The sequence below is a fragment of the Streptomyces sp. NPDC050423 genome (assembly GCF_040655445.1).
Lineage (GTDB): Bacteria > Actinomycetota > Actinomycetes > Streptomycetales > Streptomycetaceae > Streptomyces.
Genome location: NZ_JBFAJY010000058.1, coordinates 1 through 20,685 on the forward strand (window position 1 = coordinate 1; position 20,685 = coordinate 20,685).

General features: G+C 67.8%; 21 protein-coding genes. 14 read left to right on the plus strand and 7 right to left on the minus strand.

Features of this window, described 5'->3' with window-relative positions; genetic code table 11:
- Nucleotides 1–555: 555 nt before the first annotated feature.
- The 3 genes from AB0I52_RS30340 (at nucleotide 556) to AB0I52_RS30350 (ending at nucleotide 3,299) form a co-directional block, all read left to right on the plus strand.
- The gene (locus AB0I52_RS30340) at nucleotides 556–2,334 is read left to right on the plus strand and encodes a hypothetical protein (protein ID WP_306089341.1); all 1,779 of its coding nucleotides are present in this window, start codon (nucleotides 556–558) and stop codon (nucleotides 2,332–2,334) included.
- 318 nt (nucleotides 2,335–2,652) lie between these two features.
- A complete protein-coding gene (locus AB0I52_RS30345) occupies nucleotides 2,653–2,901 on the plus strand; it encodes a type II toxin-antitoxin system CcdA family antitoxin (RefSeq protein ID WP_363078042.1) in 249 nt (82 codons plus the stop codon).
- Nucleotides 2,898–3,299 carry a DNA-binding protein gene (locus AB0I52_RS30350; RefSeq protein WP_363078044.1) on the plus strand — a complete coding sequence of 134 codons (402 nt, stop codon included), beginning with the start codon at nucleotides 2,898–2,900 and terminating at the stop codon, nucleotides 3,297–3,299. Before AB0I52_RS30345 ends, AB0I52_RS30350 begins: the two co-directional genes overlap by 4 nt.
- 456 nt (nucleotides 3,300–3,755) lie before the next feature.
- Here AB0I52_RS30350 and AB0I52_RS30355 read toward each other — a convergent pair whose 3' ends face one another.
- Nucleotides 3,756–4,232, minus strand: coding sequence for a hypothetical protein (locus AB0I52_RS30355; RefSeq protein WP_037777632.1), 477 nt, complete (start codon nucleotides 4,230–4,232; stop codon nucleotides 3,756–3,758).
- Nucleotides 4,233–4,847: 615 nt separating this feature from the next.
- On the opposite strand from AB0I52_RS30355, the gene AB0I52_RS30360 reads away from it, so the two are divergent.
- Together AB0I52_RS30360 and AB0I52_RS30365 are read left to right on the plus strand one after the other, a co-directional pair.
- Nucleotides 4,848–5,195, plus strand: coding sequence for a transcriptional regulator (locus AB0I52_RS30360; RefSeq protein ID WP_363078046.1), 348 nt, complete (start codon nucleotides 4,848–4,850; stop codon nucleotides 5,193–5,195).
- On the plus strand, nucleotides 5,192–5,863 hold the full coding sequence (locus AB0I52_RS30365; protein ID WP_363078048.1) for a nucleotidyl transferase AbiEii/AbiGii toxin family protein: 672 nt from the start codon (nucleotides 5,192–5,194) through the stop codon (nucleotides 5,861–5,863). Before AB0I52_RS30360 ends, AB0I52_RS30365 begins: the two co-directional genes overlap by 4 nt.
- A gap of 337 nt (nucleotides 5,864–6,200) precedes the next feature.
- Here the strand turns inward: AB0I52_RS30365 and AB0I52_RS30370 are convergent, their stop codons facing one another.
- The 3 genes from AB0I52_RS30370 to AB0I52_RS30380 all read right to left on the minus strand — a co-directional run bounded on the left by AB0I52_RS30370 (nucleotide 6,201) and on the right by AB0I52_RS30380 (nucleotide 9,256).
- Nucleotides 6,201–6,476 carry an alpha/beta hydrolase gene (locus AB0I52_RS30370; RefSeq protein WP_346775782.1) on the minus strand — a complete coding sequence of 92 codons (276 nt, stop codon included), beginning with the start codon at nucleotides 6,474–6,476 and terminating at the stop codon, nucleotides 6,201–6,203.
- A 598-nt stretch (nucleotides 6,477–7,074) separates the two neighbouring features.
- Complete coding sequence (locus tag AB0I52_RS30375; protein ID WP_363078050.1) at nucleotides 7,075–8,193, minus strand: acyl-CoA desaturase; 1,119 nt, start codon at nucleotides 8,191–8,193, stop codon at nucleotides 7,075–7,077.
- 7 nt (nucleotides 8,194–8,200) lie between these two features.
- Nucleotides 8,201–9,256, minus strand: coding sequence for a ferredoxin reductase (locus AB0I52_RS30380; protein ID WP_363078052.1), 1,056 nt, complete (start codon nucleotides 9,254–9,256; stop codon nucleotides 8,201–8,203).
- 85 nt (nucleotides 9,257–9,341) lie between these two features.
- Between AB0I52_RS30380 and AB0I52_RS30385 the strand changes: the two genes are divergently transcribed.
- The 5 genes from AB0I52_RS30385 (at nucleotide 9,342) to AB0I52_RS30405 (ending at nucleotide 12,881) form a co-directional block, all read left to right on the plus strand.
- Nucleotides 9,342–10,481, plus strand: coding sequence for a PucR family transcriptional regulator (locus AB0I52_RS30385; RefSeq protein WP_123460220.1), 1,140 nt, complete (start codon nucleotides 9,342–9,344; stop codon nucleotides 10,479–10,481).
- A gap of 258 nt (nucleotides 10,482–10,739) precedes the next feature.
- Complete coding sequence (locus AB0I52_RS30390) at nucleotides 10,740–11,078, plus strand: thioredoxin domain-containing protein (protein WP_363078054.1); 339 nt, start codon at nucleotides 10,740–10,742, stop codon at nucleotides 11,076–11,078.
- Between the two features lie 894 nt (nucleotides 11,079–11,972).
- Nucleotides 11,973–12,167, plus strand: a complete 195-nt coding sequence (locus AB0I52_RS30395; RefSeq protein WP_103492353.1) for a type II toxin-antitoxin system Phd/YefM family antitoxin — start codon at nucleotides 11,973–11,975, stop codon at nucleotides 12,165–12,167.
- A gap of 28 nt (nucleotides 12,168–12,195) precedes the next feature.
- Complete coding sequence (locus AB0I52_RS30400; RefSeq protein WP_363078056.1) at nucleotides 12,196–12,561, plus strand: hypothetical protein; 366 nt, start codon at nucleotides 12,196–12,198, stop codon at nucleotides 12,559–12,561.
- Nucleotides 12,558–12,881 (plus strand): hypothetical protein, encoded by a 324-nt coding sequence (locus AB0I52_RS30405; RefSeq protein WP_363078058.1) that lies wholly within the window; start codon nucleotides 12,558–12,560, stop codon nucleotides 12,879–12,881. The genes AB0I52_RS30400 and AB0I52_RS30405 overlap by 4 nt, the downstream gene beginning before the upstream one ends.
- Nucleotides 12,882–13,283: 402 nt before the next feature.
- Here the strand turns inward: AB0I52_RS30405 and AB0I52_RS30410 are convergent, their stop codons facing one another.
- From AB0I52_RS30410 to AB0I52_RS30420, 3 genes are read right to left on the minus strand one after another with little or no spacing between them, the layout of a single operon-like run.
- On the minus strand, nucleotides 13,284–13,889 hold the full coding sequence (locus tag AB0I52_RS30410; protein WP_363078060.1) for a hypothetical protein: 606 nt from the start codon (nucleotides 13,887–13,889) through the stop codon (nucleotides 13,284–13,286).
- A gap of 11 nt (nucleotides 13,890–13,900) precedes the next feature.
- On the minus strand, nucleotides 13,901–15,568 hold the full coding sequence (locus tag AB0I52_RS30415) for a HAMP domain-containing sensor histidine kinase (RefSeq protein WP_363078062.1): 1,668 nt from the start codon (nucleotides 15,566–15,568) through the stop codon (nucleotides 13,901–13,903).
- Nucleotides 15,565–16,251, minus strand: coding sequence for a response regulator transcription factor (locus tag AB0I52_RS30420; RefSeq protein ID WP_363078064.1), 687 nt, complete (start codon nucleotides 16,249–16,251; stop codon nucleotides 15,565–15,567). The genes AB0I52_RS30415 and AB0I52_RS30420 overlap by 4 nt, the downstream gene beginning before the upstream one ends.
- Before the next feature lie 345 nt (nucleotides 16,252–16,596).
- Between AB0I52_RS30420 and AB0I52_RS30425 the strand changes: the two genes are divergently transcribed.
- The 4 genes from AB0I52_RS30425 (at nucleotide 16,597) to AB0I52_RS30440 (ending at nucleotide 20,658) form a co-directional block, all read left to right on the plus strand.
- Nucleotides 16,597–17,379 carry a DUF3152 domain-containing protein gene (locus AB0I52_RS30425; protein ID WP_363078096.1) on the plus strand — a complete coding sequence of 261 codons (783 nt, stop codon included), beginning with the start codon at nucleotides 16,597–16,599 and terminating at the stop codon, nucleotides 17,377–17,379.
- Between the two features lie 188 nt (nucleotides 17,380–17,567).
- Nucleotides 17,568–18,461, plus strand: coding sequence for a hypothetical protein (locus tag AB0I52_RS30430; RefSeq protein ID WP_363078066.1), 894 nt, complete (start codon nucleotides 17,568–17,570; stop codon nucleotides 18,459–18,461).
- Entirely contained in the window at nucleotides 18,458–19,924 is a 1,467-nt protein-coding gene (locus tag AB0I52_RS30435) for a peptidoglycan-binding protein (protein ID WP_363078068.1), read from the plus strand. Before AB0I52_RS30430 ends, AB0I52_RS30435 begins: the two co-directional genes overlap by 4 nt.
- Entirely contained in the window at nucleotides 19,921–20,658 is a 738-nt protein-coding gene (locus AB0I52_RS30440; protein ID WP_363078070.1) for an ABC transporter ATP-binding protein, read from the plus strand. Before AB0I52_RS30435 ends, AB0I52_RS30440 begins: the two co-directional genes overlap by 4 nt.
- Nucleotides 20,659–20,685 lie beyond the last annotated feature (27 nt).

The following is a 20,685-nucleotide window of genomic DNA, read 5'->3' on the forward strand; positions in this document are numbered from 1 at the left end:
GCACCGCCCCCTCTCGTCACGAGAAGACCTGCCCATTTCCGCACCAACCCACGTCCCCACAGGTCAGGGCTTCCCTCGAAACGAGCCGCACCCATCACCGATCACCTGATGAGCAGTGTTCAGTCCGGGGACGCGAAGGTCGGCTCGATGCACGCTATGACCCCTGCGATTCTCGTCAGCAATTTCTCCAGAGATTGCTCCATAGCCGCCACGATGAACGTAACGTGCACGACCATGGAAGACCTCATACGCCCCCGGGCATGGGCGGAACGATCAACAGGTATGCCAGTGCTGCCAGGCGCAAGGTCGACCTGGCTCATCACTCTTCACACGCTGATCGAGGAGCTGTCTGCCAATAGAGAGCGGGCCTCAAGCGATCATGCGCCACTGCCTCGGGCCGGTGGACTGAACGGGCATCAGCTTCAGCGGCTCGTCCGCGCCGGACTGCTCTCTCGCGAGGGGTCGACGGTTATGCCCACTGCCGCTGCCGTCGCCTGGCATCAAAGTGGCGACCCAGCCGTGCTCGTGGAAGCGCTCCACTGCAACGTCAGGTTCGTGGGCGAAGCCATGGACGCCTTGTCCTCCGGGCCTCGTACACATGATCAGTTGCTGGAGCTGGCCCGCGACGAGTTCGACCTGCAGTGGGACACCGCGGCCCCTGTGCGCGACCGCACGGGTTGGCTCGCTGTCATAGGAATGGTTGACCTCTTCGACCGTCAGGTCCACCTGACAGAAGCAGGCCGACGCGTCCTTGCGGCCATGGAGCTGGGAAAGCCCGATCCCGACGAGACCGACAACGTCGTACAGCTCGCCCCCACACCCGGAGCCATCGCCAGGCTTGTCGAACAGCTCGACCAAACCGGCCTCAGGGAGAGGGCGGACGGCGCGAATCTCTATATTCCGGGAGTCGCTGCTAACGGCGGGGTCCTGGATGCACTGCAGGTGCTCACCGAGGCGGCCATTCCGTCGATCAGTGACGCGGACTTCGTGCGATCCGTACAGAGCACGTTCCCCAAGGCCCAAACTGTGGCCACGGCACGAACGGCCAAGGACACCCTGAAGGCGCTCGGACTGATTCAGCGGACGTCATCCGAGAGCTGGACCGCCACGCCGGCTGCCCTTGCTTGGGTCGAGTCTGGTGAACCGCTGGACCTTGCACGCACTGTTCACGCCGCGATCGCATTCTTCGGTGAGGTGCTGGGCGAGCTTGACCAGACGCTTCGACCCACGACCGGCACGATTACGGAACGCAGTTCGCTTTATCTCCCCAACCGCGGGAAGCCTCTGTCCCGCAGCGCGGTCAATACCCGTCTGAACCTGCTGGATGCCTGTGGGCTCGTCACCCGGCTCTCGCAGACCACTTACCGTACGACGGCTCTTGGGCGAGCGTTCAAGGAGTCGCTGCCCTGCTTCCAGCCGAACGACTCCGCGGGTTACGCACCGTCCGACGGAGCCACCGAAAACCACCACGGCGACAGCCCTACCGGCACCAATCACCAAACCAGTTTCCTGGGCTCGCACATCGCAGCGGAGCTGGAGGATGCCGCACGGGACAGCGCGAACCCCAAGCGCTTGGAGAAGGCCGCCGTCGTCGCGCTGGGCTACCTGGGCATGCCGGGCCAGCACGTGGGCGGCCCTGGAGCGGTGGACGGCCATGTGCGATTCGGTGTCGGTACGGACTCGCGGATCCTGGCCATCGAAGCGAAGACTTCGGCCACTGGTCCGGTCAGGGACCAGCCGTTGTTCGGGTTGTCGGAACATCGAGCGAGGGTCGGGGCTCATGTCCACCTCCTCATCGGGCCGGGCTTCGAACGTCGCATGCTCAAGGAAGCCGACGACGATCCCGCCATCGCCGTGATCGGCACCGGGCTGCTGGCCGAAGTCGTCCGTCATCAGGAGCAGACGCCGCTCACCCTGACCCAACTGGCGCCCCTCGTTGACCCAGCCCTGAAGGCAGCTCAGCGCGGCGACGCCTTGCGCGGGTACTGGGAGGCCCAGGACATGCGCAGCCGACTCGAGTACGCGCTGGTCGACATCTTGAATGCGGAAGCAGAGGACCCACTGGAAGAGGGTGGCTGGCTCGATCTCACGTCGATCCGACGCGAGCTTCGGACCCGTGAGTACCGCGTCGACGAGGGCACGGTCGTGGAAGCCCTCGACTTCCTGACTTCTTCCCGAATCGGCGTACTTCAACGCTTTGAGCAGCGTTACCGCTGCACGGCCAGCGTCCACACAGCAGGACAGCGCATCAGGGCCCTCGGATGCCAGTGGGCAGCAGCGACAGAACTCCATCGGCAAACGCGCTCAGGAGACGAGGTACCCATGCATAGCTGACCTCTCGAGCAAATTGAGTCGCGGGGCGCTGCCCCCGAGAGCCTGGGTCCCTCGAAGAGCCTAATTACCGAATCAAAATGCGTACGAACCGCACTACACACCTGCCAGGGCGGGTCCGGCGCCCTGCCAGACCCACCCCAGAACTCCCATGCCCGGTCGAGCACCGGGCCGCCGGTACCAGAGCATCGCTGCGGGCTCTCATTCCGCTGCGAATAGCTGGAGCGACAAAAGCCGCACCGATTTCATCATGCGACCTCGACTGTGGAGCGTCAGGGGAAGCCACAAGCCCTTCTATGCATACTCCAGTATGCTTGCCGTATGTCCTCAACGACTCGCATCACCGTCACGCTACCCAGCGACCAGGTGGCGGAGCTCCGCAAGCTCACGGACAACGTCTCCGGCTACGTGGCGGAAGCCGTGGCCCGCCAGATTCGGCACCAGCTGCTGGGCGATGACCTTCGCCGCCACGAGGAAGAACACGGACACTTCAGCGACGAGGAACTCGCCGACGCCCGTTCGGGGATCTTCGGTGCCGCCGGCTCCTCCAAGGACGCGGACGCCGCGTGAGCGAGCGCATCGAAACCGTTGTCCTGGACTCGGAAGGACTCTCCGCCTGGATCGCGCAGGACCGCAAGCTCCTCGCGATGCTGCAGGTCTTCCACGACATGGGAGCCGACCTGGTGATCGGGGCGAACACCATCGTTGAAGTCACCCACGCCCGTACCAACATGCCTCGCCTGAACTGGGCCCTGTCCCGCATCAAGGTGGAGCCGGTCACCGAGCAGGCGGCGAAAGCGGCGGCTGAGCTTCTCAAAGGCGCCGGACTGCACGGACACAAGTACGCCATCGACGCCACGGTCGCCGAGGTCGCGCTCCGCCAGCCGAAACCCGTCGCCCTGCTGACTTCCGACAGCGACGACATGGCCAAGCTCTGTGGCAGCCAGGTCCGCATCATCCCTCTCTGACCCTCCAGCCCACCCGGAGCATGCACTTCGGCAGGTTCTGTTGCGCTGCCGCCACCCGTGCCCCATCCGTGCCCAGCGGGGCGGACAACAGCGGTCATGTACGGCGCCCCGAGACCACTCCAACCTCGCACCTCTCGACCAAACATGCAGGTCAGAGCCAATGCGATTGTTCAAGAACCGTTGATTCCCAAGCTCAGAGCGCGAGTTCGATTCTCGTCACCCGCTCCATGAAAAAGCCCCAGGCCAGCGGCCCGGGGCTTCTTTGTCGTCTGGACCTTTCGGGAGCAGGGATGCGTGAGCCAGGGCATGAAGCACCTTCGCCCCGGCCCTCCGCCTTCCCGCACAGCCGGAGGCGACTTGCGGGTCGCCTGCCACCCCGCCCTCACCAGCGCGTCGATACCGCCCGCGGCCTCCTGCTCGCCCGCCTTTGTGGGACAGGACCACGTAGCCACCCGCTCACCCTGTGATGCTGCCGCTCATTCGTCGGGGAAGCCACTGCCAGTCCTCCAAGGCACCTTCGAGCAATTGCTGAAGGCTTGCCTGACCGTCGACAACAAGCACGTCCCGCAAGCAGGCGCAATTGGACAGGCTCCGGTTGCCGACGACGCAGACGTAGATGCCGGCGATCTGCAAGCCTCTTGCGGCCGCAGAAAGCTGGGTGTCAACGGGTAGTGGGATCCTCCGCGCCAGTTCCTGGGCGAAGACTCGCTCGATCTTGGGACGTCCCAGCAGCCCGAAGAGGCCGCCTGCGGCACGGCCGACGACATCGTGCAACTGCTCCTTCCCTTGCAGGATTTCGCGTGCCAGCCGGGCGAGATCGTCACAGCCTCTCCTGCTGTGTCGCTTGACCAGCCTGTCCCAAGCGTGGCCCGAGGCGTAAGCGACCGCGCGCTCAGCGATGACAGCGGTGCCACCGCGCTCTACTACATTCAAGGCCGCCCTTGCAGACCCCTCAACGCTCAACCGCTCCCGCGCGGGTCTCGTTGGCGGCCGGGTGGGGCGTAGGGGCGGGGTGGCAACCCGAGACGCCGAAGGGCGCGGTGTTCGTCGCGACGCTTGGGCGCGCTTCACTGGTCGGTTTTGAGGCGTGGAGACCCGGCCCGCCGGCCTGCCCAGATGGTGATGACAGCGGGTATCCGGGCGACTCACGCGGTTCTTGCACAACGTACGGTCCGGCGTCTGCGCACGACATCGATAAACCATGCCGAAATCCTGAAGTCCCGCCTGGAACAGGGGCAAGTACGCCCATTCGGCCAAGCCAACCGCTTCAAACGCTCACTGACGCAGAACAGCAGCCTGCAGGGTCCGGTGACACGCCCTCGCTCGCGCCCGGTCAGGACAACGACAAGCGGAGCAGACCTCTGGAGGAACAGTTCGGGAGGCGTGCTGACGCACACCCAAGCGAAAGAAGTGCTCAGAATCCGGGCTGGGACGGGGCTGGGTGCGCCCTGGGGGCTAGGAAGCACCGGTTGGGCCCATTCCCTGCTCGCAGGAGTGTTGTCTGCGGATCGAGCAGCTCACTGCCAGATCTTCCTGGATAATCGACGTATGGCATCACAGCCCGGCCTTTCCGATCTCCGCCGTGCCAAGTTCGCCCGGCGTCTGCCGGCAGCGCTCTCCCAGCTCGCCGGTCCCCAGCACGGCCCTGTGCGTCTGCCGCTCCATCTTGCGTGGTCGGGGCTGACCACCTTCGACCTCGACCAGCCCCGGTTGCGGATGAGCTACTACCGCATTGTCCTGGCCGAGGGTCAGCACGACGACCTGGTCCAGTACCTCGACCGGGACCTTCTCGTCGGCCTGTGGCCCACACTGCGCACACTGGTCAGCCGAGATGTCCGTGAAGTCTGGGAGAGTGCTTTCGGCGAGCTGGGCGGCAGCACACAGGCCGCTGCGTGAGCCTCACCGATCTGCACCGCCGCTTGCTTGCAGACGTGCTTGCCGTAGGCGGCACCTACCCTCTCGCGCTCACCGGCGGCTACGCGGTCCAGGCACACGGCCTGGTCGACCGGCTCAGCCAGGACCTCGATGTCGCGACGGAGAACCCGGATCCCATGGAGGACATCGCGACCGTCGTGCGCACCGGACTGGAGCGGCGCGGATGGCAGGTGGAATCCCTGGAGACAGATCCGCTGTCCGCACGTCTGATCGTCACCGACCCTGCCAGCCGTGAAGAGTGCGAGGTCGACATCCTCAAGGAAGCACTCTGGCGGCCACCCGTACACACCGAGCACGGCTTGGTGCTGTCCCTCGAAGATGTCGTCGGGACCAAAGTCCGCGCCCTGGCCGACCGCGGACTCGCCAGGGACCTGATCGACGTACAGGCCGCCGCGAACCGCTGGAGCCATGTCGAACTCGAAGAGCTCGGACGGCGCCATGCGCGCGACTCCTTCGACCTGAGCGAGCTGCAAGCCCGACTGGGCGGAGCCGACTGGATCGACGACACAGAATTCGCCGCCTACGGGCTCAACGAGCAGGCAATCACCGGGCTGCGGCAGTGGGCACAGGCATGGGGCGACGATATCGGCGAACGGCTCCAGGAACTGGAAGCTCCGCCCGAAGACTGATGGCCGCATGGAGGCCGGACGCTCGGCAGGATGCACTCCGGGCCCATCAGACCTCAGCGGCCATGCCCCATCCGTGCCCAGCGGAGCGGACAACAGCGGTCAGGTACGGCTCCCAGAGACCATAGCCAACCATCCCGCCCAGCGGGAAAGCACAGGTCAGAGCATCTTCGGTAGCCCAAGCACCGTTGATTCCCAAGCTCAGAGCGCGAGTTCGATTCTCGTCACCCGCTCCATGAAAAAGCCCCAGGCCAGCCGCCCGGGGCTTCCTTGTTGGCCCGGAGCGGAATCCGGATGTCGCCGACTGGCTTCGGTCAGCCAGGCCGGGGTGTACATCAGCTCAAAATGGGCCCTGCCGCGCCGCCCCGCCCTCGTGCTGTACCAGCGACCTACTCACGACATTGTCGCGTCCGATGCCGTGCGGTCCACCGGGTGACGTGCAGCCGATCCCCAGGGCGCGCACCCGGTGCGGGTGGCGGGCTGCAAGTTGCTGGGCCAGGCGTCCGCCCATGGACGTGCCGTAGACGTCGGCCCCGTCGATACCGAGGTAGTCAAGCACCGCGACCACGTCCAGGGCGAAGAGCTCGGTGCCGTAGGGCTTGTGGGGCTTCTCGATCTCCCCATGTCGCGGAGATCGAGGGTGAGGGTGCTGCGAGCCACGGGCCGCGTGGAAGTCGTCGCGTACCCCGTCCCGTCAATGGTGGTTGTTCGCCTGGCCCGCCGGCAGCACCAGCGGTGTCCCCCCGCCCTGGACCTGGTAGGCGATCCGGACCCCGTCAGGCGTCGTCATGTGCGGCATTCGACTTCTTCCTTCTCACAGGCCGGATTCAGCACGCGTCACGGCGCCGAGAGCGTCCGGCCGGCCCTTTGCCGATCGGTGCCACCCATCATTCGAATCGGCAGGCACTGTGTCATCAGAGCGTTCACCGCGGTGCTTCACTTCTCCGTGCCGTTTGCGGAGCAATCGAGCGACCCGGCGGTGCAGCCGTACAGAGTGCTGCGCCACCCGGTCTTCCTGAAGTCATAGTCCACCTCGTCGCCCTCCTCACCTGGCGTGGCTTGTCGTGGAAGCCGGAGAGAAGCTCCCACTCAGTTGCTGTCCGGCGTGCGCTCACCAAGCTGTAGGACGCGGGCAGCGGGGAAGCTCCACTGGCCGAGTAGGCCGTCGTGTCGCAGCAGTGACGTCATCAAGGGCTTGAGGTGCGGCCGGGGAGTCAGGCGGCGATGAGGTCCTGCTCACGGTCCGGCGTTCCGACCTTGGGCTGCTTGTTCGGCAGCGCGAGCCGGAAGACCTTGTGCCACGCGGAGAACACCTGCTTGGGCAGCGGGCCGGTGATGTACTCCAGCTCGTACTTCTCGAACAGCGCGCGCACCTTCACCGCGACCTCGGCGTACCGGTTGCTCGGCAGGTCCGGGAACAGGTGGTGCTCGATCTGGTGCGACAGGTTGCCGGTCATGAAGTGCATGGCCTTGCTGCCGCTGATGTTCGCCGAGCCCATCATCTGGCGCAGGTACCACTGGCCGCGTGTCTCGCCCGTGATCGACTGGCGTTCGAAGACATGTACGCCCTCGGGGAAGTGCCCGCACATGATCACTGAGTGGGTCCAGATGTTGCGGACCAGGTTCGCGGTGAACGTGGCGGCGAGTGTGGTGGGGAATGAGGGGCCCGACAGCAACGGGTGGATCACGTAGTCCTTGAGCACCTGCTTGCGGATCTTACGGCCCACGGCCTTGGCCCGCGCGCGGAACTCCGGGTTCTTGCGGCGGCGCTTGGTGAGGTTCTTGCCGAGCTCCAGGTCGTACGCTGCGATGCCGTACTCGAAGAAACAGGCGTTGAAGAAGTTCCACAGCGGCTGGCCGAGATGGAAGGGGTGCCACTTCTGGTCCTCGTCGACGCGCATGATGCCGTAGCCGAGGTCGTTGTCCTTGCCGATCACGTTGGTGTACGTGTGGTGCAGCTCGTTGTGCGAGTGCTTCCACTGATCGGACGGCGAGACGTGATCCCACTCCCAGGTGGTGGAGTGGATCTTCGGGTCTCGCATCCAGTCCCACTGGCCGTGCAGGACGTTGTGGCCGATCTCCATGTTGTCCATGATCTTCGCCACGGACAGCCCGGCGGTGCCGAGCACCCACGCGGGCGGGAAGATCGAGAACAGCAGCACACCCCTGCTGACCAGTTCGAGCTTGCGCTGTACCGAGATGACCTTACGGATGTAGGCGGCGTCCTTCTCACCGCGGCCGGCGATCACCTCGTCGCGGATCGCGTCCAGCTCGCGGCCCAGCTCCTCGATCTGCTCCGCGGTCAGGTGGGCGGTGGGGTCGATGGCGGTCAAGGTGTTCCTACCGTTCGATGTCGCAGGGGCCCGCCGCGGCGGACACGCAGGTCTGGATGAGGACGCCCGGCTCGGCCTCGGTGATCTCGCCGGTGCGGAGGTCGCGGACAGCGCCGGCCTTGAGCGGCGTGACGCAGCCGAAGCAGATGCCCATACGGCACCCGGAGGGCATGAGCACGCCGACCTCCTCGCCGATGTCGAGCAACGGCGTGGCGCCGTCCGCGTCGATGGTCTTGCCGGTGGCGCTGAACGTGACCTCGCCGCCGTCGCCGGCGACGACGGTGCCGGGGCGGAACCGTTCGGTGTGCAGGCGTTCTTGGACGCCCTCTTCGGTCCAGTGCTCTTCGGCGGCGTCGAGCAGACCTGCGGGCCCGCAGGCCCAGGTCTCGCGCTGGGCCCAGTCGGGCACGAGTTCTTGGAGACGGGCGATGTCGAGCTTGCCGTCCGTGTCGGTGTGCACCTCGGTGAGCCGAAGCTTCTTGTCCGCGACCAGACTGTGCAGTTCCTTGCGGAAGATCACGTCCTGAGGCTGTGGCGCGCAGTGGACCATGACGACGTCGTCGAGTTCGATGTCGCGCAGCATGCCCATCACGGGCGTGATGCCGCTGCCGGCCGTCAGGTAGAGCACCTTGGCGGGCTTGGCCTGCGGCAGGACGAAGTCACCGGTCGGCTGGTCGAGCTGGATCAGCGTGCCCGGTTTCGCCCTGCGGACCAGGTGGTTGCTGACCTTTCCGTCCGGGATCGCCTTCACGGTGATCGTTACACGGCCGTCCCGGCGGTTTGTCGGCGAGGTGAGGGAGTAGGCACGCCACAGGCGCACTCCGTCGACGTCGACTCCGATCCTCACGTACTGGCCGGCTGTGTGGCCGCGCCAGCCCCGCCCCGGCCTGATCACGACAGTCGCGGCGTTATCGGTCTCGGAGTGCACGGCCTCGATGCGCCCACACAGGTCAGCGCCCGCACGCAGCGGGCTGACCAGGTCGAGGTAGTCCGACGGCAGCAGCGGCGTCGTGACCATCTCCAGCAGTTTCCACGCCCTACTCCGGAGGGCTCCACTCGTCATGACTCCAGCTTGCTGTGCCTCCAGGCGTAAAGTCCTGACCACAGGACGTAAATCTGGTCGGCTGAATTGTTCGCAGGGAACAAAAATGAGCTATGCAATCCGGAGGGCCAGCGAACTGAGCCTGGATGAGACGACGGTCACCGCCCTTCGGGCCGCACTGAAGACCACCGCCGACGAAGTCGTCCAGGCGATCATCGACGAGGTTCCTCCCTACGCCCATGCCTTGTCGGGCCGCATGGGCGCCACCATCCGCAGAGCCGTCCGCACCGCCCTGGCGCACTACCTGGACCTTGCGAGCGGGAACGCCACAGGCGGCGACGCCGGGGACGCCGCCTACGAGCTGGGCCGCGGCGAGGTGCGCGACGGCCGTTCGATGGACGCCCTGCTCAGCGCCTACCGCGTCGGCGCCCGGGTCGCCTGGCGATGTCTGGCAGCGGGTGCCGTACCCGCAGGTCTGCCCGCCGCCGAGGTCGCGAAGTTCGCCGAGCTGACCTTCGCCTACATCGACGAGCTCTCCGCCGCGAGCGCCGCGGGCCACGCCGACGAACTGGCCGCCCGGGGCAGAGCCCACGAGCGCCACCTGGAACACCTGGCCCGCGACCTCCTCGCCGGCGCGAGCCCGGACGTGCTGCTGGCCTCCGGCCAACGGGCCAGGTGGCAGCCCCCGGTTTCGCTGACCGCCGTCCTGCTGCCCGCCGCCCAGGCCCGGCCTGCCTACCGGACACTCGACCCGAGCACCCTCGTCCTCGACGATTTGCCGGATGCCACCGGTGTGCTCCTCGTCCCCGATGCCGACCGATCACGTCTCCTACGGCAGCTGACCGACCGCGCCGCCGTGGTCGGCCCGGCCCGGCCATGGACCCACGCGTCCGCCTCGTACGCACGAGCCCTACGCGCACGCTCCCTTTCCTCTGACATTCGCGACACCGAGGACCACCTGCCCGACCTGGTGCTCAGCGCCGACGAGGACGCGTTCGCGGACCTGCGCGCCCGAGCCCTCGCACCGTTGCAGACCTTGCCTGCCGCAACCGCACGACGGCTGGAGGAGACGTTGCGAGCGTGGCTGCTGCACCAGGGCAGGCGGGACGAGGTCGCGGCGGCATTGTTCGTCCATCCCCAGACGGTTCGATACCGGATGTCGCAACTGCGGGAGCTGTTTCCCGATCTCGCATCACCACACCGGGTCCTTGAACTGACGCTGGCGGTCGGTCTCCGGGTCCGCTGACGCGTCACCCGTCTACCGCCGCGTCCGCGAGCGTCCAGAGATCGTGCTCGTTCCCGGTGCCAAGCCGCTATGGCCCTGGAATACGGCTTTCCGGTCGTCGCGACAAGGGGCCGGGCCGCTCGTCCCAGGAACCACCGCCGTCCTGCGACGGCCCGTATCTCCCTCCCGGCAGCCGGCCGGACGACCGGCCGGGGCCGACCTGGCACACCGCGCGAGGGATGATGGGATGGAGTACGAAACGTGAGGTCAGGAGCTCCCATGACAAAGCTGGTTCACCGACCTCGTGAGGACGCGGAGTTCAATTTCGTCCTCGGGAGAAGCAAGGTTCCGGTCCTCGCATACTTCACCGGGGCATGGCCCAAGGCAATCGAGCCCTGTCGGGTGATGGATTTCGTCGTGGGCGACATCGCCGCCGCCTACACGGGCCGCCTGACGGTCGTCCGCACCGACATCACGCGTTGCCCGGCGGCAACCGAGCGATACGGGATCACCGGAGCCCCGTCCTGCCTCCTGCTGAAGGAGGGAGCGGCGGTGGCGCACGGCACGGGGCCTATGACCATCGACGAGGTACGGAAGTTCCTGGACGGTCACCTCTGAGCGGCCGCTGCGGCGCCCGGACCGCCGCTTCTCGTCGCGTTCGAAACGGACGCGGGCGGTTGGCAGCCCATCGCCCGCCTTACCACCGCAGGGCGGTTCGAGGTCATGCGCGAGACCGTGCTCAGGTACTGGCGGGACAATGCGGCCCCCGGTCAGAGCTTCGCTTCGTGGGTGCGGCCTCCGATGTAACCCCCGAGACCGCCAGGCACGGTCTCCTCGTCCAGCGCCGCATGCAGACCGGCGGGTCGGCCCGGCGCCGGTTCCGCCGGTCATCGGGTTGGGCGGGTGGTGGCGAGTTCGGAGGCGCGTTCAGGGCCAGTATCCGCTGTACGGTCGATCTTCGACCCCGTTGCCCGAGTCTCTGGGGCAGGACTCGACATCGAATTCGAAGTCGTCGTGGCGGCGCTCCGCGATCTGCTCCCGAGAACCCTCTTCACGACGTCCACCCCTACATCTGCATCCCGTCTGGAGACTGTCACGGACGCGGCCGTCGCGGAGGTCTCGCGGGAGGACTGCCCAACTCGGCCGTTGAAGCCCTTGGCCGCCGCCTCCGCTCGTGCCCCGTCCGTGCCCAGCAGAACGGGCACCAGCGGTCAGGTACGGTGCATCGAGGCCGCCCCGACCCTGTGCGTCTCGGCCAACCGTGCAGGTCAAAGCAGGAACGACCGCTCAAGAACCGCTGATTCCCAAGCTCGGAGCGCGAGTTCGATTCTCGTCACCCGCTCCACGAAGCTCTACCCCAAAGCCCCGGGCCGACAGCCCGGGGCTTTGTTGCTGCTCAAGCCCGAGCGCCCTATCCCCGTTCTGCGCCCAACGCGCCCATCGGCCTCTTCCGGCCGCCAGCGCCTCACGATCATATATGTCAACTATGATAGTTGTTATATGCTTCGACACATGGAGACGAAGACGTACACAACCATCGACCTGCGCAAGGGGATGGGCGAGATCCTGGACCGGACCCGGATCGCCGGTGAGGCCGCGGCCATCACCCGCAAGGGGAAGACCGTCGCCTACTTGGTGCCGGCCGAGTGGTTCGAGCAGATGGCCCGTCGGCACCAGTCGCACGAGGACCGGCACGAGGCGGCCTGACCCACCCCCATAGCAAGGAGCCCGAACCATGCCCGCCCATGCACTTCACTTCGATGGGTACGAGGGGGAACCCCTGCGGTTGCCACCCATGCCCGAACGCACGCCTCAAGCACTCCGGTTGGCCATCCAGGAACACACTCCGCACCTCCTCCCGGACTTCGAGGCTCACTGGAAGCGCGTCATCGGTGACGCCTTCAACATCACCCCCGTTCCAGCCTTCATGCGCCTGTGGTGGACGCAGTACGCCATCGCGCGAAATCCCGTCCTCGACGCACACCTTCGCGACCTCGAAGCCCGCGCCGCCAAGTCCGAGGACCCTGAGGAGTCCATCCGGCTTCTGGAGGAGTACAGCCGCCTCCGGCACGAGGCCGCCGAGAGGAAGCCCGGAGAGTGATCGACGAACCCCTCCGGCCGCCTTGGCAGATGGACTGGACGAAGCAGGCTCAGCACGACTTCCAGAACATGCCCGCCGAAGGCAGTGACCTGGTCATGAGTGCCCGTGCCGAACTGGTCACCGCCGAAGACCCGTACTTCCGGGGAATCGATGCCGATACTTCGCTCCCGCACTGGATGACCGTCCGGCCACTGGCCTCCACGAGCCCCGGCGGCCCTCATATCGTGGACATGGCCGGCGGACGCGGCTGGCTCATCTACACCTTCATGCGCCGCCACGCCGACCCACAGATCGTCGTCACCGAAGCCTTCTGGGCGTGACACCTGCGCCACCGCAGCGTCTCCACCACGGGCGGCTTCCGTCTCCTGTCACCCGCTCCGACAAAAGACCTCAGGCTGATGACCTGCTGTCGACGTGCCCCATCCGTGCCCTTCGGAGCGGAGAACAGCGGTCACATACGGCTCCCAAGGGGCACAGACAACCGCCCCACTCCGACAAACGTGCAGGTCAGAGACGCCACGCCCACGCAAGCACCGGTGATTGCCAAGCTCAGAGCGCGAGTTCGATTCTCGTCACCCGCTCCATGAAGAGCCCCCGGCCAGCAGCCGAGGGCTTCCTTGTTGGCCCGGGCCGGAACGCGGATGCCGTCACGCCGGCACAATGGGGCTGGGATCGGCGAACGCTTCAGTCCGGGCGTGGTGACGACGCGCCGTTCACCAGCCTTACGGCCTTGGTGCGCCACCAGAAACCCTGGGTCGGGGTACCGGCTCTGCCTGCGGTTGGAGCGCGAGGGGACATGCGTAGCCCGACTGCGTCATGGTCCATCCGTCTCCGCGTACACGGACACTGCTGGGCGCAGAGGAACTGCGCGCGGCACCGCGGGCGGCCTCCGCGTCGGCCGGGGGTACGGGGCGCGACGGAGTCACCTGCGCCACCGTGCACGCCAGCTGGAGCATGGCCTGGCGGCTCAGCGGGGCTGCTTCATCCGTGAGTTGGACGGAGAGGATGCCGTCGTCGCCGGTCGTCACCCACGACACGTCCATCATTCGGGGCAGTTCCGTGGTGGCCGTCGCGGACTCGCTCGCGGTCGGTCCCTCGAACAGCAGGCGTACGACGACCTCGGGGCCCCCTGCATCGGTCCTGCGGGGATAGGCCGTCAGGTCCCCGTCGTGCAGGAAGAAGAGGGAGGCGGTGGCGGGCCGCGAGGACCTCGGGCTGTGGGAGAACATGCCGCTCGCCGGTCCACCGGCCTCGATGACACCGGACGGAGGGACTCCGCACGCCGTGAGTGCGGCCGCGGCCGTGAGCCCGGACAGCAGCGCTGCCACTCGGGAGCCTCTCACCGAACACCCCCGCCGACGTCGGTATCGGTGCCGGCGCCTTGCAGCGGGAGTTCGACCGTGAACACCGCGCCGCCCCGGGGCAGGTTCGCCGCCCGGATTCGCCCGCCGTGCAGGCGCACGTTCTCCGCTGTGATGGCCAGGCCGAGGCCGCTGCTCTCGCTCCTGGTCCGTGAGGTGCCCGCCTTGTAGAACCGCTCGAAGATGTGCGGCATGGCCTCCTCGGCGATCCCCGGTCCGTTGTCGGTCACCTCGATGACGGCCCACGGCACGCCCGCCTCCGCCTTGCGCAACCCCAACGTCAGCCGCACGGGCGGCGCTCCGTGCCGTAGTGCGTTGCCGATCAGATTGGCCATCACCACATCCATTCTGCGTGGATCGACGCCCGCGCGGAGCACACCCGGCTCGGGCAGCATGCTCTCCACCTGTCCCTGCCACCCCCGGGAGGCGATGGTGCGCCGTACGGACTCGGCCAGGTCGATCTCGTCACGGTTGAGTTCGGCCGCCCCCGCGTCGAAGCGGGAGATCTCCATCAGGTCGTTCACCAGTCCGCTCAGCCGGCCCGTTCCCTCGCTGATGAGCCGCAGCGCGTCACCGGTCTCGCCCTCCAGGTCCAGCACGTCGGTGACCGCCGACATCGCCGCCAGCGGCGTGCGCAGCTCATGGGAGACGTCCGCCACGAAACGACGTCCCTGGGCCTCCAGACGGCGCAACTCCGCGACGGTCCGCTCCAGTTCGGCTGCCATCTCGTTGAAGGACTGGGAGAGGTCGGCCAGTTCGTCGGAACCGGTGACGGCCAGCCGGACGTCGAGGCGCCCAGCGGCCATCCGGCGCGTCGCCCGGCGCAGCGCCCGTACGGGGCGCAGTACGCCGCTCGCGGCGAGCAGTGCCAGGACGACGGCGAGGCACAGGGCCACCAGGGTGGCTCGCTCGATGCCGCTCACCATGGCCTTGACGTATGCCTCTTCGGTCTTCTGCGATACCTCCAGGTACATCACCATCCCGGAGAGCCTTGAGTCCGTGCCCTCGCCGGAGGTGTACGTGACGGGCATGCCGACGACGAGATGGGGGCGACCCTCGACGTTCATCCGCTGGAACACCGTGGCGCGCTTGTCCCGCACGGACCTGCGCAGTTCGGGGCTCAGCTCGACGAACCCGGGGCTCGGCGCGTAGGCGTGGAGGCCGCCGTACGTGGCCATGACCCGCCACCCCGACGACTGGTTCGCGTACAGCACCTGGTTCACCGCGGACTGGAGATCCGACCGGTCCGGGGCAAGGGGGAGGCCGGGCGCGATGGAGTCGACGCTCGTACGGAACTGGCGGATGACGGAGTCCTGGCTCTGCTGGAGCACCCCCGTGCGCGCCTCGCGGAAGGCGAGGGCCCCCGTGCCCAGGGCGCTGGCCATGGCCACCAGGACGAAGGCCGCCAGCAGGCGGGGGCGCAGGCCGCGCAGGGGAAGCGGGATGCGCGCCAAGGCCGCTCGGAGGAGCCGCAGGGGGCCGGCGCCCGGGGCGATGGCGGGGACCTCGCCTGCCGTGGCGGTCCTGCCCGGGTGCTCGGCGTCGCCCAGGTGCTCGGCCTCGACCGGGTGTCCGGCCTTCCGCCCCCGGGTGGTTCCGAGCGCTCCGGCGGTCTTCCGCCTCCGTGCGGACGTCCGGTCGCTCATGAGGTGGCGAAGCGGTAACCGAACCCGCGTACGGTCTGCACGTAACGGGGATCCCGGCCCTCGCCGAGCTTGTTGCGCAGTCGCTTCACACAGGCGTCCACCAGCCGTATGTCGCCGTGGTAACTGTGTTCCCAGACCGACTCCAGCAGCTGTTGGCGGCTGAACACCTGGCCTGGCGATGCCGACAGGGTCAGCAGCAGCCGCAGTTCGGAGGGGGCGAGGGCGACGGGCTCGCCGCGGTGCGTCACCTCGAGCCCGGCCCGGTCCACGACCAGCTCGCCGTATGTCTCGGCCCTGGGCCGGGCGCCGTCCGGTAGCGCCGCGTCCTGTCTGCGCAGTACGGCCCGTATGCGCGCGTCGAGCACCCGGGCCCGTACGGGCTTGACCACGTAGTCGTCCGCGCCGGCCTCCAGGCCCACGACCACGTCGATGTCGTCCCCCCGGGCCGTCACCATGATGATCGGCACCTGGTCGCGGTCCCTGATCCGACGGCAGACGTCCAGGCCGGAGATGCCGGGCAGCATGAGATCGAGTATGACGACGTCCGGCCGGAAGGGGCGGAGCTGTTCCAGCCCCTCTTCACCCGTTTCCACGGCGACGACCTCATGCCCCTGATGCCGCAGGCCCAATTGGACGGCCCTGCGAACATCTTGGTCGTCTTCGACAATCAGGACCCGTGGCATTTCGGCAGTGTAAGCAGGTCGGACGGCATGACCGTCCCGGGAGAGGTCGCTCTCCGGGTGCCGTTACACAACGATCACAACGGGCCGAGAGCGTGGGCGGTCCGGCCCGAATCCGCGGGCGTTCCCAGGAAAAGTACGCACCGTTACTCTTTCGTGATATCGCCGGCTCATGGCGATCATCTGAAATGACCAGCTTGAGCTTCCATGCACTCGGTACGACAGCGGCGATCCGCACCCCATGCCGGTAGCGCCGCGGCCGTTCACCGTGGCGGCCGTCGGCGCCGGTCCTCCCATCGACGGGGACGCCCGCACCGCCGGAGACGGAGCCTGCTGATAGGCGTGCTGGTGGCCGTCGGCCTGCTGGGCACGGCGGCGTACCTCCTGGGAGCGGCGCCCATCCCAGGAGGGGGCCGGAGCGACGCGTCGAGCGGTGCGACGCACCCGCGGAACACACACGTCACCCCCACTCCCACCCCGACCCCTACTCCCACACCCACACCCACGCCTACTCCCACACCCACACCCACTCCGAGCCGGACCAAGATCGATATCGCCGTCCCGCCGACGGGCAGTGGGACGTTCGTCACCGCGCAGGCCGGTGGCACGGCGGTGGGCAGCGGTTCCCACCCGCTGCGCTACGTCGTGCAGGTCGAGACCGGCCTCAACATCTCGCCGGCCCAGGCGGCGAACGAGATCGCCGGGATACTCGCCTCCCCGCGGGGCTGGACACACGACGCGGACAACGCGTTCCAGTTGGTGAGCGCGGGAGCGCCGCACGACCTCACGGTGAAGATCGCGACACCGGGGACGGCGGACTCCCTGTGCTGGGCGGGCATCCAGCAGGACACCGGAGGCGAATACAACTGCGAGGTTCCCGGAGGGGTGGTGGTGAACCTGAAGCGCTGGGTCAAGGGCTCGCCCACCTTCGACGGGCCGATCCATGACTACCGGGCGCTGATCATCAATCACGAGATGGGGCACTACCTCGACCACTCGCACGTCACCTGCGCGGGTGCCGGACAGCCGGCTCCCGTGATGATGCAACAGATCAAGGGCCTGCGCGGATGCGTCGCCAACGCCTGGCCCTACGACAAGAACGGTGACTTCGTCACCGGGCCGCCCGCGTGACGGCGCCGGTCCCCGAGGCCGGTCGCCACGGGGGCTGTTACAGCTCGGTCATCTGTCGAACCCATGACGATGAACTGCCGGCGCCACTGTGAACTCCGTATTCCCCCCGCGCCCGCAACACACCCTCCTTTTCGATCGGATGGACGTACATGACTCGATCCCGCACTGTCCGGAGACTGGTCGCGGCGGTGAGCCTTCTGCCGCTGCTGGCGGCTTGCGGCACCGACGCCGGCTCGGAATCCCACTCGGCGGACGGTGAGAAGACCACGGCCGGATCGTCTGGGCAGCTCGACGTTCCCGCCGACTCGAACGCCGATCTCAAGAAGCAGTACCTCTTGGAGAACGCCATCGCGGCCTGCATGAAGAAGCAGGGGTTCACCTACACCCCCGTGGCCCCCGAGAACGCCGCCGATTCCTGGGCCACCGCTGGGGCGGACTACGCGCTGACGAAGAAGTACCGGCAGAAGTACGGATTCGGCATCTACGCGGGCATCGTCTACCCCGACGACGCCGGTGCGCGGGGCGGCGCGGCCGCCCGGCGGGACCAGGTCGAGACGCCCAACAGCAGCTACGTGAAAACGCTCACTCCCGAGCAGAAGTCCGCGTACAACAAGGCGTTGGGCGGTCCCCCCGACCCGAAGGCCGGGGAAAAGGACTGGACCGGTTGTGTGGGTGAAGCCAACAAGAAGGTCTACGGCTCCGCGTCGGCCGAGGAGCGGAGCACCACATCAGAGAACCAGAACCGGGCCAACGCGCAGGCGCTCAACGGTGATCCGAAGCTGGTCGCGCTGGCGCAGACGTACGCCTCGTGCCTGAAGAAGGAAGGCATCCCCGTCACGACCACGCAGCCGACCGGCATCGGAGAGATGGTCAAGCTCCAGGCGATCGGGTCCGCTCAGGCCGGCCCCCCGGTCGTGGCGGAGGGGAACACCCAGAAGTCCCTGAGCAAGGAGGAGGCTCTTCCTCTGCTCACCAACGACATAGAGCTGGCGATGCGAGATCTGGAGTGCGGCAAGGAGTTCCGGGCCGCCTACTTCCCGAAGTTCATGAAGACCCCGACCAACGGTGGCGGTGCCGGATGAGAGAGCGCCCCGAGCCGGTCGGTACCCGTCCCGGCCGGCTCCGGCGGCTGATCGGAACCCGTTCCGGGCAGCTGACGGTCGTCGTGGTCGCGGTGGGGCTGGTCGGAGCGGGCGGCTGGTTCGCCGGATCGCGTATGCAGTCGCCCGCGGATGCCGCCGCCGCGCACCAGCCGCCGAAGGCCGGCCCGGTCACCGTCGCGGTCGAGCGGCGCTCGCTGACCGCGAGTGTGGTGGCCCAGGGGTCGGTGGAGTTCGACTCGCCGCAGAGCGTGAACCTGGCCGGGCCCGTCGGCTCTCCGGACTCCGGTTCAGGCGCTTCGGGGGGCGGCGACAGCGTCGCCCAGCGGGTCACCAAGGCACCGGCCGCCGGGGCGGAGGTACAGGAGGGCGACGTGCTGATGCAGGTGAGCGGCCGGCCGGTCCTGGTCCTGCGGGGCACCGTGCCGATGTACCGCACGCTGGGCCCCGGCGCCTCCGGGGAAGATGTCAAGCAGCTCCAGCGGGCGCTGACGCGGCTGGGCTTCAACCCCGGCACGGTCAACGGGACGTACGCGCAGCCGGACGCCGCGGCGGTGAGCAGCTGGTACAAGAGCAAGGGCTACCTTGCCATGGAGCCCACTGTTGCCGACAAGCAGCAACTGGGGACCCTGGAAGCGGCGGTGACCAGCGCGCAGCAGGCCCTCCTGGCGGCGCAGAACCCGGGGGACGGCACCAAGGGTTCCGGCGGTACCGAAAAGGCCGGCAGCGGCCCTGGCGCGGGCGGCGCCGCCGCTGCCGCCGAGCTGCAACTCAAGTCGGCGAAACAGCAGTTGGACGCGTCCAACGCCGCGCTCTCCGACTTCCAGTCCGGTTACGGCACCAAGGTTCCCGCCGGCGAGGTGGTCTTCCTGCCGGAACTCCCGGCCCGGCTGGGCAAGGTGTCCGTGAAGACCGGGGACACCCCCTCCGGACCGGTCGCCACGGTGACCAGCTCCCAGGTCGTGGTGCGGGCCGTGGTTCCGGCCGACGATGCCAAGTTGCTCCACAAAGGCATGCGGGCCCAGGTGGAGACCACCGACGGCACGAAGGTGGACGGAGAAGTGGTGACACTCGGCGGCGAAGTGCCGAAGGACGATTCGGCCGACACCGACGAACAGCAGGGGCCTTCGGACGGCGGAAGCGGCGACACCTCGGCTCCCGTACCGGTGCAGATCTCGGTACCGGCGGGGAAACTGACCGAGAGCGCCGCCGAATCCGCGAAGATCACCATCAAGGTGGGCTCGTCGGACGGCAAGGTGCTGACCGTGCCGGTCGCCGCGCTGCACACCTCCGCAGACAAGAAGGCCCGGGTACAGGTCGTGCGCGGCGGCAGGACGGTGGACGTCCCCGTCGAGGCCGGTCTCTCCGCGGAGGGTCAGGTGGAGGTCACTCCGTCGTCCGGCGCCACCTTGGAGCCCGGCGACCATGTGGTGGTCGGGCGATGAGAGGTCCGACGACAGCCGGTCCGCCGTTCTCCGTCGTGCCCGACGCGGACACGGTCATCCAGCTGATCGCCGTGGACCGGACCTTCGACACCGAACCGCCGGTGCACGCCCTGCGCGACGTGAACCTGACCGTCCGGCGCGGCGAGCACCTGTCGATCGTCGGCCCCTCCGGTTCCGGCAAGTCGACGCTGCTCAACACCCTGGGGCTGCTGGACCGCCCCACCTCGGGCGCCTACTGGCTCGACGGGGTGGAGACCAACGGGCTCGGCGACCTGGAGCGCACCTCGTTGCGCGGCAGCCGGATCGGGTTCGTCTTCCAGTCCTTCCACCTGCTGCCGTACCGGACCGTGGAGGAGAACGTCATGCTGGCCGAGGCCTACCGCCGGCCGCGCCCCGGGCGCGGCCGGGCCGGCCGCCTTGCCAGGGCTCGGCAGGCACTGGACCGGGTGGGCCTGGCGCATAGGGCCGACTTCCGGCCGGACCGGCTCTCCGGAGGTGAGAGACAGCGGGTGGCGATCGCCCGAGCTCTGATGAGCGAGCCCGCCCTGCTGCTCTGCGACGAGCCCACCGGCAACCTCGACAGCGAGAACACCGAGTCGATGCTGGACCTCTTCGGCCGACTCGGCGAGCAGGGCATGACCCTGGTGGTGATCACTCACGAGGAGGCGGTCAGCGGGCGGGCCCACCGGCGGGTCAGGATCAGCGACGGACGACTCACCGAGGAGCACCTGTGAGATCCCGGACACGCGTCCCGCACGCTG